The following is a 15236-nucleotide window of genomic DNA, read 5'->3' as shown; positions in this document are numbered from 1 at the left end:
CGCGCTACCCGAGCCAGACGAGACCGCGACGGCTGCGCGTGCCTATGCGGCGCCGCAAGGTGAGATCGAAGCAGCGCTGGCGGAGATCTGGCAGCAACTGCTGCAGGTGCCACGTGTCGGTCGCGACGATCACTTCTTTGAGCTCGGTGGGCATTCGCTGATGGCGGTGCAACTGGTCGCGCGGATCCGCGAGCAGTTCAGTGTCGAGCTGCCGCTGAAAAACCTGTTCGCCGGGCCGGTGCTGCGCCGCGTGGCCGACGAGATCACGACCTTGCAACTGGCGCTGTACGACGCGCAAGACCGGCAGGCGCTCGAGCGTGAGCTGGCCACTTTGTCCGAGGCCGAGCTGCTGGCCCTCCTGAATGGTGTGAACTGACATGACTGACCACCTGAATGGCGACCTGGACACGCTGCGCCGCGCCGTCCTGCTGAAACGGCTGCAACAGGGCGGTGGTGCGAAGGGGACTGCGCCCGCGCCGGTGCAGATCCCGCGCGTGGACCGTGGCCAGCCGCTGCCGCTGTCGTGGCCGCAGCAGCGCCTGTGGTTCCTCGACCGCCTCGACCCGGTGGCCAGCACGGCCTACCACCTGTTCTCTGCGCTGCGCATCAACGGCGCGCTGGACGAGGCCGCGCTACAAGCCAGCCTGGACCACCTGCTCGATCGGCACGAGAGCCTGCGCACGACCGTCGGCGTCATCGACGGCGAACCGGTTCAGACCATCGCGCCCGCGGGCTCCCCGTTCGCGCTGACCCATTGCGATTTCAGCGCCTTGCCACCGGACGCGCGCGAGGCCGCGCTGGCTGCGCTGTCGGCGCGCGAAGCCGAGGCACCGTTCGACCTGGCGCGTGGGCCGCTCGTGCGCGGTGTGCTGGCGCGGCTGGCGCCTCAGTCGCACGTGCTGCTGATCTGCCAGCACCACCTCGTCACCGACGGTTGGTCGATGCAGGTTTTCGTGCGCGAGTTCACCGAGCTGTACCGTGCCTTTGCCGCTGGCCAGGGCGACCCTTTGTCGCCGCCTGTGCTGCAGTTCGCCGATGTGGCTGCGTGGCAGCGTGGCCGGCTGCAAGGCGACACGCTCGATGCGCAGCTGGCCTTCTGGAGACAGCACCTGGAAGGCGCGCCGGCACTGCTGGAGCTGCCGGCCGACCGTGCCCGACCAGCATCGCAGAGCTTTGCCGGCGGCAGCGTCGAGTTCCGTCTGGCGCCGGCGCTTTGCCGCGGCCTGCGCGAGCTCGGCCAGCGTCAGGGCGCGACGCTGTTCATGACGCTGCTGGCCGGCTGGTCGGTGCTGCTGGCACGTCTGTCCGGGCAGTCGGAGATCGTCGTCGGCACGCCGGTGGCCAATCGGCCTACTCGTGAGGTCGAAGGCCTGATCGGCTACTTCGCCAACACGCTGGCACTGCGGGTGCGTGTCGACGAGGCGACCCGCGTGGCCGACCTGATCGAGCAGGTGAAGCAGGGCACGTTGGCCGCGTTCGAGCACCAGGAGTTGCCGTTCGAGCAGGTGGTCGAGGCACTGAACCCGCCGCGCAGCCTGGCCTATGGCCCGGTGTTCCAGAACCTGTTCACGCTCGGCACGTGGTCGGGCACGGGGGCGATCACGCTGCCCGGTCTGAGCATCGAGCCGATCGCGAGCGACCGCATCCGCGCGAAGACCGATCTGTCGTTGTCGCTGTCCGAGTCGGGTGAGCAGCTGATCGGCGTTCTCGAATACGCGAGCGATCTGTTCGACGACTCGACGGTTCGCCGCTGGGCGAGTCACTTCGAGACGCTGCTGGGCGCGATGGTGGCCGACGAACAGCAGGCGGTGGGTGCACTGGCGCTGCTGAGTGCGGACGAGGCGTATCAGCAGACGCACGAGTTCAACGACCGCAACACGCGCCTGGGCAAGTCGCCGCGCGACCGTCTGGTGCACGAGTTGTTCGAGCAACAAGTGGCGCAGCAGCCGGACGCAGTGGCGGTGGTCGACGGTGACCGGCGCCTGAGCTTTGCCGAGGTCAACCGGCGCGCGAACCGCCTGGCGCATTACCTGCTGGCGCAAGGCGTGCAGGCCGAGGACCGCGTGGCGGTCAGTGCTGAGCGCAGTGCCGAGCTGATCGTGGCGCTGCTGGGCATCTTGAAGGCCGGTGCGGCCTACCTGCCGATCGACCCTGCAGTGCCGCAGGAGCGCCAGGCTTTCATGCTGGCCGATGCCGAAGCACGCTTGCTGCTGACGCAGTCGCATCTGCGTGATCGCTTGCCGCAAACAGTGCCGGTGGCGCTGCTGGACGACCCGGCATTGACGCAAGACTTGCCGGACCACGACCCGGCGATCGCGATGACACCGGACCGGCTGGCCTACGTGATCTACACCTCGGGCTCGACCGGTCAGGCCAAGGGCGTGATGGTCACGCACCGCAACGTGGTGCACCTGAACGTCGGCCAACCCTTCATCGACTTCTCGCCCAAACACTGCCTCGCCTACTGCGCGAACCCCGCGTTCGATGCATCGACCTGGGAGATCTGGGGAACGCTGCTCAACGGCGCGCGGTTGGTGGTGGTGCCGATGGACGTGCTGCTGGAGCCGGCACGCTTGAGCGAGTTGCTCGAGCGCGAGCAGGTCACGATCCTGCAGCTGATCGCAGGTCTTCTGAAGCGCTACGCGCAGCCGATGGCGCAAGCGTTCGCCAAGCTGCAGGTGCTGCTGTTCGGCGGCGACCAGAGTGAGTTGGCCACCGTGCTGAGCATCTGGCGCAGCGCGCCGGCGTGCCGGTTGATCCACGCCTACGGGCCAACCGAGACGACGACCTTCACGACCGAGTACATCGTCGGCGAGCACACCCAGCAAGAGCGCACGCTGCCGATCGGCCGGGCGATTGCCGACAGCCAGCTCTACGTGCTGGACGCGCGAGGCAACCTGGTGCCCCCGGGTGTCGAAGGCGAGATCTACATCGGCGGCGAAGGTGTCACGCGCGGCTACCTGAAGCGGCCCGAGCTGACGGCCGAGCGCTTCGTTGAAGACCGCTTCAGCGGACGAGCCAACGCGCGGCTGTACCGCACCGGCGACCTGGGCCGCGTGCGGCTCGACGGCAACCTGGAGTTCCTGGGCCGCAATGACTCGCAGGTCAAGCTGCGCGGCTACCGGGTGGAGCTGGGCGAGATCGAGCTGCGGCTGGCGCAATGCGCAGGGGTCGACCAAGCGTTCGTGATGGTGCGCACCGACGCGGCGGGCGAGAAGCGGCTGGTGGCCTACCTGACAAGCACCGAGCCGGTGGATGCCGGTGCGCTGCGCGCCGAGCTGGGCCGGCACCTGCCCGAGTACATGGTGCCGSCGGCGTTCGTGCGCATGGACGCSATCCCKGTGACGGCCAACGGCAAGGTCGACCGCCGCGCGCTACCCGAGCCRGACGAGACCGCGACAGCTGCGCGTGCCTATGCGGCGCCGCAAGGTGAGATCGAAGCAGCGCTGGCCGAGATCTGGCAGCAACTGCTGCAGGTGCCGCGCGTCGGTCGCGACGACCACTTCTTCGAGCTCGGCGGCCATTCGCTGATGGTCGTCACGATGGTCGAACGGCTGCGCCAGCGTGGCTGGTTGCTCGAAGTGCGGCAGGTGTTCGACACGCCGGTGCTCGCGCGCCTCGCGGTGGCCGTGACACCGCTGCAGGCCGTGGCAAGCGCTGAGGCGCCGCGCCGCGCCGAAGGCCAGGCCATCACGCCCGAAGACCTGACGCTGGTGGCGCTGACGCAGCCCCAGCTCGACAGCATTACCGCCGTGCTGCTCGGCGGCGCCGCGGCGGTGCAAGACGTGTATCCGTTGCTGCCGCTGCAAGAAGGCATCCTTTACCACCACCTGCGCCAGCAAGAAGGCGACACCTACCTGTCGCGCACCGTGCTCGGCTTCGACGACCGTGGCCATCTCGATGCGTTCGCGTCGGCGCTGCAGCGCGCCATCGAACGTCACGACGCGCTGCGCACCGGCATCTACTGGGAAGGGCTGCCGGCACCGGTGCAGGTCGTGCTGCGTCACGCTCAATTGACCGTCGAAGAGCTGCCGGCCGAGGCTGGCGAGCCAGCGCTCGATCGCCTGCTGCGCCTCACCGACCCGCGCCACACGCGGCTCGACCTGCGTCAAGCGCCGCTGCTGCGCGCCCACGCTGTTGCTGACGGCCGCGGCGGCTGGCTGCTGGCCCTGCTGCAGCACCACATCGTCACCGACCACGTGTCGCTCGAAGTGGTGTTGCGCGAGATCCGCCAGCAGGCGATTGGCGGTCCTGCGCTGCCGGCCCCTGTGCCCTTCCGCCACTTCGTCGAGCGCAGCCTGGCAGTGCCGTCGCAATCGCACGAGGACTACTTCCGCGCGCTGCTGGCCGACATCGACGACAGCTCAGCGCCCTTCGGCCTGATGGCCAAGCCCGCCGATGCACGCCGCGACGAAGCCCACCTCGCGCTCGACGCTGCACTGGCGCAACGGTTGCGCACCGCGGCGCGTCGCCTCGGCGTGCCGCCGAGCGTGTTGTTCCACGTCGCCTGGGCGCAAGTCGTCGCGCTGTGCTGCGGCCGCGACGACATCGTCTTCGGCACCGTGCTGACCGGCCGCATGGGCGGCTCGGACGGCGTCGGCGACGTCGTTGGCATGCTGATCAACACCTTGCCGCTGCGGGTCAGTGCCGGCACGACGAGCGTGGCCGATTGCGTGACGCAGGCCTTCTCGCGCCTGAGCGAGCTGATGTCGCACGAGCATGCGCCGCTTGCCATGGTGCAGCAGTGCAGCGCGCTGCCGCCCGGCGTGCCGCTGTTCACCAGCCTGTTGAACTACCGCCATGGCGTGCCGACCGACCTGACCGCCGATGACCACCTTGGCCTGCGCACCGTGTTTGCCGAAGAGGCCAGCACGGTGCCGATCACGGCCTCGGTCAACGACCTGCAGACCGGCTTCTCGATCACGTTGCTGACCGGCGGTGTCTCGGCTGTCCGCATGGCCGACTACCTGCAACGTGCGGTCGAAGGCGTCGTCGCGGCGCTGGAGGCGGACACGCCCGTGCCGATGCACACGATCAACGTGTTGCCCGAAGCGGAACGCCAGCGCCTGCTGTGCGCGTTCAACGACAGCGCGCGCACCTTCGCCCCCGAGCCCTTCGTGCACAGCCTGTTCGAAGCGCAGGCCCGCCTTCAGCCCGACGCCATCGCCGCCGAGTTCGAAGGTCAGGCGCTGAGCTATGGCGAGCTGAACCGGCGCGCCAACCAGCTGGCGCACCACCTGCTGGCGCTGGGCGTGCGGCCCGACGACTGCGTCGCCGTCTGCGTCGAGCGTGGCCTCGCGCTGGTGATCGGCATGCTGGGCGTCTTGAAGGCCGGCGCGGCCTATGCACCGCTCGATCCGAGCCTGCCGACCGCGCGCCTGGCGTTCATGCTGCAAGACAGTGCGCCGACCGTGTTGCTCAGCGAAAGCGCGCTGGTGGGCCAGGTGCCAGTGCCGGCTGGCCTGCGCACGCTGCTGCTCGACGACCCCGCGGTTTTCGAGGGCCAGCCTGACACCGATACGGACCCGGTGACCCTGGGCCTGCGGCCGGACCACGTCTCGTACGTGATCTACACCTCCGGCTCGACCGGGCAGCCCAAGGGCGTGCTGAACCGCCACGACGGGCTGTGCAACGTCGCGCAATCGCACCTCGATGCATTCGGCCTGCGCACCGGCGGTCGCATCCTGCAGTTCGCGACCTGCAGCTTCGATGCGGGTGTGTGGGAGATCGCGCTGGCACTCGTCAGCGGGGCCACGCTGGTGCTGGCGCCACGCTCCGCACTGCGGCCCGGCCTGCCGCTGGCCGACACGCTGCGCGAACGCGCGATCACGCACGTGATCCTGCCGTCTTCCGCCGTCGGGGCGATGCCGCAGGACCAGTCGTTCGACGGTCTGTGCCTGGTGATGGCCGGCGATGCGTGCCCGCCTGYATTGGCGGCGCGCTGGGCCCGTCGCGGCCCGGTGTTCAACGGCTACGGGCCGACCGAGACCAGCATCGTCGCCACGGTCCACCCCTGTGGCACGACGCTGTTGCCGGCGGTGCCGCTGGGTAAGCCCAACCCCAACGTTCAGCTGTACGTGCTCGGCGCGCACGGCCAGGTCCTGCCGCTCGGTGCGGTGGGTGAAATCTGCATCGGCGGCACCGGTGTCGGCCGCGGCTATCTGAACCGGCCGGAGCTGACGACCGCGCGTTTCATCGACGATCCGTTCTCGGGCCGCCCAGGTGCCCGGCTGTACCGCAGCGGCGACCGCGGCCGCTGGAGCGCCGATGGCCTGATGGACTACCTCGGCCGCATCGACTTCCAGGTCAAGCTGCGCGGCTTCCGTATCGAGCCGGGCGAGATCGAGACTGCGCTGATGGCCGACGCCGGTGTGGCCGAGGCGGTCGTGCTGATGCGCGAAGACGTGCCCGGCGACCGCAGGCTCGTCGCCTACCTGCGTGCGGCCGCTGGTGCGCAGATCGACCCGGTGGCCGTGCGCGAACAACTCGCCAGCCGCTTCGCGGACTACATGGTGCCGTCGGCCTTCGTCGTGCTGCCACGCTTCCCGCTGCTGCCCAACGGCAAGCTCGACCGCCATTCGCTGCCGGCGCCTGGCGACGCAGCGGTGGCCTCCAAGCCTTTCGAAGCGCCGCGCGGCGCGGCCGAAGAGGCCGTGGCGGCGGTGTGGTGCACGCTGCTCGGGCTCGACCGTGTCGGCCGCGACGACGAGTTCTTCGCCATCGGTGGGCACTCGCTGCTGGCCGTCCAGGTGATCGCGCGGCTGCACGAAGCGCTGGGCGTGAAGATCGACCTGAACGACGTTTTCACGCACCCGGTGCTGGCCGAGTTCGCGGCGCGCATTCCGGTCACCGGTGCGGGCCAACCGGTGGCCCAGCCTTTCCCGCTGGCCGACCGCAGCGCGCCGTTGCCGCTGTCGTGGGCGCAAGAGCGGCTGTGGTTCGTCGACCAGCTCGATCGCACCGCCAGCGTCATGTACCACCTGCCCAGCGTGCTGCGCCTGACCGGCGCGCTGGACCGTGGGGCTCTGCAGCGCACGCTCGACCACGTGCTTGCGCGACACGAGAACCTGCGCACCTCGTTCCCGACCGTGGACGACCGGCCGCAGATGCGCATCCATGCCGACGCGCACTTCGATCTGCCGTGCCACGACCTCGCGTCGCTCGACGCAGCTGCGCAGACCGCCGAGATCGAGCGTCTGCGCCGCCTCGAAGCCCAGACATTGTTCGACATCGCCAACGGCCCGCTGGTGCGCGGCCGCCTGCTGCGTTTGGCCGACGATGACCACCTGCTGCTGATCACGCAGCACCACCTCATCTCGGACGCCTGGTCGTTCGGCGTGATGGTGCGCGAGGTCAATGCGCTGTACGACGCGTTCCGCGCCGGCCGGGCGGACCCGCTGCCTGCGCTGACTATCCAGTACGCCGACTACGCCGCCTGGCAGCGTGCCGAGCTGAGCGCCGAGCGGCTCGACCAGCAGTTCGCGTGGTGGAAGGCGCACCTGGACGGCGCCCCCGGCCTGCTCGACCTGCCGCTCGACCGACCGCGTCCGCTCGCCCAGCGTTTCGAGGCCGCGTCGCTGCCGGTGTCGCTGTCGCCGGCCTTGACCGCCGGCCTGCGTGCGCTGGCCGCGAGGCACGGCTGCACGCTGTTCATGACGGTGATGGCCGGCTGGGCGCTGCTGCTGTCGCGCCTGTCGAGCCAGGACAGCGTCGTGATCGCCAGTGCGATCACCAACCGCGACCGCGTCGAACTGGAGGGCCTGACAGGCCTGTTCGTCAACACGCTGTGCTTCCACGTGCAGGTCGATCGCGCGGCCAGCGTGGCCGGCTTGCTGGCGGCGGTACGCGAGACGGCGCTGGGCGGTTATGCCCATCAGGACCTGCCTTTCGATCAATTGCTCGAAAAGCTGAACCCACCGCGCAGCCAGGGGCACCACCCGCTGTTCCAGACCCTGCTGTCGATGGCCGACACGCCGATGGCCAGCCGCTTCGCGCTCGATGGGCTGGAGGTCGAGATGCTGCAGGCCGAGGTGCGGCACACGGTCACCGACGTGAACCTCTCACTGCAGCAGGCAGACGGTGGCTTGGTCGGCCACTTCGCCTACGCCACAGCCTTGTTCGACGAGGCCACGATCGCGCGCTGGCGCGACCACCTCACGTGCGTGCTGGCCGGCATGGTCGAAGACGACAAGCGCGAGGTGCAGCGTGTGCGCCTGCTGCCGGCCGATCGGCTGCACGAAGCGGCGCGCGGCTTCAATGCTCCGGAGCAACCCGCGCCGGCCTTCCTGGCCCATGCGCCGTTCGAGGCGCAAGCCGCGCACGGCCCGGCCGCCGTTGCCGTCGCCTGGGACGATCAAACGATCGACTACCGTGCCCTCAACCGCCGCGCCAACGCACTCGCGCAGCGGCTGATCGCGCTCGGCCTTGGCCGCGGCGACCGTGTCGCGGTTTGCGTCGGTCGCAACGTGCACATGGCCGTCGGCGTGCTGGCGGTGTTCAAGGCCGGTTGTGCCCTCGTGCCGCTGGACCCGAGCTACCCGGCCGGCCGCCTGGCCTTCATGATCAGCGACAGTGGCGCGAGCCTGCTGCTGGTCGAAGCGGCGTTCGAGCCGCTGTGCCGCATCGAAGGGCGCCGCACGCTGCTGCTCGACGACGACGCCGAATCGGGCGGCACCGACACGAACCCGCTGGTGCTCGGCCTGACGCCCGACGACGAAGCCTACGTCGTCTACACCTCCGGCTCGACCGGCCAACCCAAGGGCGTGCGCGTGCCGCACCGCGCGGTGGCCAACACGGTGGCGGGCCTGATCGGCCTCTACCAGGTCGATGCGGCCAGCCGCGTGCTGCAGTTCCTCTCGTTCGGCTTCGACGTCTGCCTGTCCGAGATCCTGATGGCGCTGTCGACAGGCGCGCGGCTGTGCATGCTGCGCCCGCACGAGTTGCTCGGCGCACCGCTGGCTGACGCGATCCTCGCGCACGCTGTCACGCACGCCTGTCTGCCCGGTGGCGTGCTCGCCAGCTTCCCGACCGGCACCGACCTGGGCCCCCTGCGTTCACTGATGACCGGCGGCGAAGCGCTGTCGCCTTCGCTCGCTGCACTCTGGGGGGCGCGCCACCCGCTGTACAACTCCTACGGCCCGAGCGAGACCGCGATCACCGCCACGGTGCACCTGTGCGACCCGCGCGCGACCGGCTCGGTGCCCATCGGCCGCCCGCTGCCGCATGTGCAGGTCTACATCCTCGACGACAGGCAGGAGCCTGTCGCGCCCGGTGTCTTCGGCGAGATCGTGATCGGCGGCGCCGGCGTGGCCGACGGCTACCTCGGCCGGCCCGAGCTCGATGCCGAGCGTTTTCTGCCCGACCCGTTCAACGCCTTGCCCGGCGCGCGCATGTACCGCAGCGGCGACATCGGCCGCTGGTCCAGCCACGGCACGATCGAGTTCCGCGGCCGCGAAGACACGCAGGTCAAGATCCGCGGCTTCCGCATCGAGCTGGGCGAGATCGAGGCGGCGCTGCTCGCGTGTGAAGGCGTTGCCGATGCGGTGGTGCTTGCCAAGGACGGCCCGAGCGGTGATCGCCGCCTGGTGGCCTTCTTCTGCGCTGCGGCGGGGCAGGTGCCCGACACCGTCACGATCCGGCAAAAGTTGTCGGCGGCGCTGCCGCGCTACATGGTGCCGGCCGTGCTGGTGCCGCTGGAGGCCTTCCGCCTCACGTCGCAAGGCAAGATCGATCGACGTTGGCTGCAGGGGCTCGATGTCGACGCGCTGGTGGCTCGGCAGGTTGCGGCGCCCGAAGGGGCCACCGAGCAAATGCTGGCGCAGCACTGGCAGGCGCTGCTGGGCGTCTCGCAGATCGGCCGCGACGATGACTTCTTCGAACTCGGTGGCCACTCGCTGCTGGCGGTGCAGCTGGTCGCGCGGCTGCGCCAGACCATGGGCGTCGAGATCGCGCTGGCCGAGCTGTTCGCGAACCCGGTGCTGTCGGCGTTCGCACGCTGTGTCGATGCCGCGGCGCGCGTCAGCAGCGAGGGCATCACGCCCGTGCCGGGCGATGGGGCATTGCCCTTGTCGTGGGCGCAGCAGCGGCTGTGGTTCCTTGACCGGCTGGACGCGGCGACCGGCGCGGCGTACCACATGTCGGTCGGGCTGCGCCTGACGGGGCGACTGAACGAGCCGGCGCTGCGCGAGGCGCTCGACCGCATCGTCGCCCGCCATGAAGCGCTGCGCACGACCTTCGACCTGGTCGACGGTGAGCCGCGCCAGCGCATTGCTGATGCCGATACCGGCTTCACGCTGCAGGCGCACGACCTGCGCGAGCTGCACGGCCATGAGCAAGAATTTGCGGTTGAGCGCCACAGCCTGGACCAGGCCGAGGCGCCGTTCGACCTGCAGCGCGGCCCGCTCGCAGGCGGCCTGCTGCTGCGCCTGGGCGACGAGCAGCACGTGCTGCTGGTCAAGGTGCACCACATCGTGTCGGACGGCTGGTCGATCGGCCTGTTCGTGCGTGAGCTGAGTGCGCTGTATGCCGCCTTCAGCCAGCACCAGGCAGACCCGCTGCCGCCGCTGCCGGTCCAGTACGCCGACTACGCCGCCTGGCAGCGCGGTTGGCTGCAGGGCGAGCGCCTTCAGGCACAGGTCGACTTCTGGACCGCCCACCTGCGTGGCGCACCGGCGCTGGTCGAGCTGCCGACCGATCGGCCGCGCCCGGCGCGCCAGAACCACCGTGGCGCGAGCCTCGGCTTTGCGCTGCCCGAGACGCTGGTCGAAGGCTTGCGCACCTTGTCGCAACGGCACGGCGCAACGCTGTTCATGACGCTGCTGGCCGGCTGGTCGCTGCTGTTGGCGCGCATGTCGGGCCAGCGTGATGTCGTGGTTGGCACCTCGGTCGCCAACCGTTCGCATGCCGAGCTGGAGCCGCTGATCGGTTTCTTCGTCAACACGCTCGCCTTGCGCACGCAGGTCGACGAGACGACGAGCGTGGCCGAGCTGATCGCGCAGGTGCGGGCAACGACGTTGGCGGCCTATGCGCACCAGGACCTGCCGTTCGAGCAGGTCGTCGAGGCGCTGCAACCGCCGCGCACGCTGGCGCACAGCCCGCTGTTCCAGACCATGCTGGCGCTGAACAACACGCCGGCCGGCGCGCTGACGCTGCCTGGCCTGACGCTGGCACCGGTCTCGACGCCGCACCACACGACGCAGTTCGACCTGACGATCGCGTTGGTCGAATCGCCCGATGGCCTGAAGGGCGAGATCGTCTACGCGACGGACCTGTTCGACGAGACGACGGTGCAGCGGCTGGTCGGCAGCCTGCAACAACTGTTGGCCGGCATGGTGGCCGACGAGCAGGCAAGCGTGCTGCGCCTGCCGATCGTGGCGGCCGAAGAGCTGGCGCTGCAGTGGGACACGTGGAACCGCAGCGAGCAGGCGTTCCCGCTCGAGCGCGGCTTCATCGCGCTGTTCGAAGAGCAGGTGCGTTTGCACCCGGACCGGCTGGCAGCGACCGACGCACGCGAACGCCTGAGCTACCGCGAGCTGGACGACCGCGCAAACCGGCTGGCGCTGGCGCTGGTCGCCCAAGGCGTGGGCCGCGAGACGCTGGTCACGCTGATGTGCGAGCGCAACGTGATGTTCCTGGCCATGATGCTGGCCACGTTCAAGGCCGGCGCGGCCTTCCTGCCACTGGACATCAAGCACCCGCCGGCGCGGTTGCTAGAGATCGTGCGCAGCAGTGGTTCGCCGCTGGTGCTGGCGTCCGAGCGCTGCGCAGCCCAGGTGCAGGCGGTCGCTGGCGAGCTGGCCGTCAAGACGGTGGTGGCCGACGCGCACTGGCGCAGTGGCGAGGCGACGTACGTCCATGGTGGTGGCCAGCCCGATGACCTGGCCTACGTGATCTTCACGTCGGGCTCGACAGGCAAGCCCAAGGGCGCGATGGTGGAGCAGCGCGGCATGCTGAACCACCTGTTCGGCAAGATCACGAGCCTGAACGTCGGTGCCGACGAAGTGTTGGCGCAGACGGCGGCACCGAGCTTCGATATCTGCGTGTGGCARTCGCTGGCGGCCTTGCTGGTGGGTGGCTGCACGGCGATCCTCGAAGACGAGATCGCCTACGACCCGCAGCGGCTGCTGGCGGCGGTGGACGAGCAGCRGGTGACGCTGCTGCAGACCGTGCCCAGCATGATGCGCAGCCTGCTGGATGCRTGCCATGACGAGGTRCGGCTGACGACGCTGCGYTGCCTGGTGCCCACCGGYGAAGCGCTGGGCCTGCGCTTGGCGCAGGACTGGCTCACACGCTTCCCGGACAAGCCGCTGGTCAACATGTACGGCCCGGCCGAGTGCTCGGACGACGTGACCTGGCATGCGATCGACGAACGGCCAGATGACGGCAGCGCGATCCCGATCGGGCGGCCGACGGCGAACAACCGGATCTATATCCTCGACCGCCTGCTGCAGCCGGTGCCGGTGGGCGTGAAGGGCGAGATCTGTGTCGACGGTATCGGCGTGGGCCGCGGCTACCTGAACGACGCGGCGCAGACGGCCAAGGCCTTCCCGCCGCACCCGCTGGGCAAGCCGGGGCGGTTCTACCGCACGGGCGACATCGGGCGCTACCGCACCGACGGCGTGATCGAGTTCCACGGCCGGCTGGACCACCAGGTCAAGATCCGCGGCTTCCGCATCGAGCTGGGCGAGATCGAGTCGCAGCTGGCGCGTTGCGAGGGTGTGGTCGAGGCGGTCGTGCTGGTGCGCGAAGACCAGGCTGGTGACCCGCGGTTGGTGGCCTATGTCCGCAGCGAAGCCGATGCCGTGCCGCAACCCGCGGCGATGCGCGAGCGCTTGTTGCAGGCGCTGCCGGACTACATGGTGCCGGCCGCCTTCGTCGTGCTGCCGGACTTCCCGCTGACCCCTAACGGCAAGCTTGATCGCAAGGCGCTGCCGGCGCCTGACGAAAGCGCCTTGGCCAGCCGCGAATACGAAGCGCCGCAAGGCGACGCCGAAGAAGCCGTGGCCGCGGTCTGGCAGGCCCTGCTGGGTGTGGTCCGTGTCGGCCGCCGTGACGACTTCTTCCAGCTCGGTGGCCACTCGCTGCTGGCGGTGCAGTTGACGTCTCGGCTGCGCGAGCGGCTGAGCGTGGAGGTGGCGCTGAGCGAAGTCTTCGCTCACCCGGTGCTGGCCGACTTTGCCGAGCGCCTGGCGCTGGCCGGCGCCACGCACATGGAAGCGATCACGCTGGCCGACCGCACGCAGCCGCTGCCGCTGTCGTGGGCCCAGCAACGGCTGTGGTTCCTGGACCAGCTCGATGCGGCTGCCGGTGCGGCGTACCACATGCCTGCCGGGCTGCGCTTGACGGGCGCACTCGACAAGGCGGCCTTGCGCGCGACGCTGGACCGCGTGGTGGCGCGCCACGAATCGCTGCGCACGACCTTCGTGCTCGACAACGGTGAACCCGTTCAGCGCATTGCGGACGAAGGTGTCGGCTTCGCGCTGATCGAGCAAGACCTGAGCGAGCTGGACGAAGCGGCGCAGCAGCGCGAAGTGGCGCGCATCAGCGCCGAGTTCTTCAGCCAACCGTTTGACCTGGCCCGCGGGCCGCTGATCCGCGGCCGCTTGCTGGCGTTGGCACCGGCCGAGCACGTGCTGCTGATCAACCAGCACCACATCATCTCGGACGGCTGGTCGATCGGCGTGCTGGTGCGCGAGGTCGGGGCGCTGTACGCCGCGTTCAGCCAACGTGGTGAAGACCCGCTGCAACCCTTGGCCCTGCAGTACGCCGACTATGCGGCCTGGCAGCGCGAATGGCTGCAGGGCGAGCGGCTGCAGGCGCAGCTGGACTACTGGAAGACGAACCTGGCTGGCGCGCCTGAGCTGCTGGACCTGCCGCTGGACCGGCCGCGGCCGGCGGTGCAGAGCTACGCCGGCGCGAGCGTCGAATTCCACCTGCCGGTGGCGTTGACGCAAGACCTGAAGACGCTCGGCCAACGCCACGGCGCAACGCTGTTCATGACGCTGCTGGCGAGCTGGGGCGTGCTGATGGCACGCCTGAGTGGGCAAAGCGACGTGGTCATCGGCACGCCGGTAGCCAACCGGCCGCGGCGTGAGGTCGAAGGGCTGATTGGCTTCTTCCTCAACACACTCGCCTTGCGCCTGGGCGTCGAAGACGGCCCGAGCGTGGCCGAGATGCTCAAGCGCACGGCTGGCACCGTGGTCGATGCCTATGCGCACCAGGACGTGCCGTTCGAGCAGGTGCTCGACGCGGTCCAGCCGGTGCGCAGCATCAGCCACAGCCCGCTGTTCCAGGTGATGCTGACGCTGAACAACACGCCGGCCGAGAAGGCGCAGTTGTCGACGCTGGCGATCGAGCAGATGTCGCCGCCGCACACCGCGAGCTATTGCGACCTCTACCTGTCGATGCACGAGCACGAAGGCGGTATCGCCGGCGGGTTGGTCTACGCGACCGATCTGTTCGAGCAGTCGACGGTGGAACGGGTGCTGGGCAGCTGGCAGCAGTTGCTGGCCGGCATGGTGGCCGACGAGCAGGCGAGCGTGCTGCGCTTGCCGATCGTGGCGGCCGAAGAGCTGGCGCTGCAGTGGGACACGTGGAATCGCAGCGAGCAGGCGTTCCCGCTCGAGCGGGGTTTCATCGCGCTGTTCGAAGAGCAGGTGCGCTTGCACCCGGAGCGGCTGGCAGCCACCGATGCGCGCGAACGCCTGAGCTACCGCGAGCTGGACGAGCGCGCGAACCGGCTGGCGTTGGCGCTGGTCGCGCAAGGCGTGGGCCGCGAGACGCTGGTCACGCTGATGTGCGAGCGCAACGTGATGTTCCTGGCCATGATGCTGGCCACGTTCAAGGCCGGCGCGGCCTTCCTGCCACTGGACATCAAGCACCCGCCGGCGCGGTTGGTAGAGATCGTGCGCAGCAGTGGCTCGCCGCTGGTGCTGGCGTCCGAGCGCTGCGCATCACAGGTGCAGGCGGTGGCGGGCGAACTGGCCGTGAAGACGGTGGTGGCCGACGCGCACTGGCGCACCGGTGAAGCCACGTACGTCCATGGCGGTGGCCAGCCCGACGACCTGGCCTACGTGATCTTCACGTCGGGCTCGACGGGCAAGCCCAAGGGCGCGATGGTCGAGCAGCGCGGCATGCTGAACCACCTGTTCGGCAAAATCACGAGCCTGAACGTCGGTGCCGACGAAGTGTTGGCGCAGACGGCGGCACCGAGCTTCGATATCTGCGTGTGGCAATCG

The 15236-nt window shown here is 69.5% G+C and carries 2 protein-coding genes; both read left to right on the top strand.

The window, feature by feature from the left end:
* Positions 1 to 376 (top strand): phosphopantetheine-binding protein (locus AC1DYI_RS12805; RefSeq protein ID WP_477204496.1); only part of this gene is annotated, 376 nt, incomplete at its 5' end.
* 1 nt (position 377) lies between these two features.
* On the top strand, positions 378 to 15236 hold a 14859-nt coding region (locus tag AC1DYI_RS12800; RefSeq protein WP_477204495.1), incomplete at its 3' end, for a non-ribosomal peptide synthetase.

The organism is Ideonella sp. P3_A4, assembly GCF_056403075.1.
The sequence above is the reverse complement of the archived record's forward strand: the minus strand, read 5'-3'. Positions and strand labels throughout refer to the sequence as shown.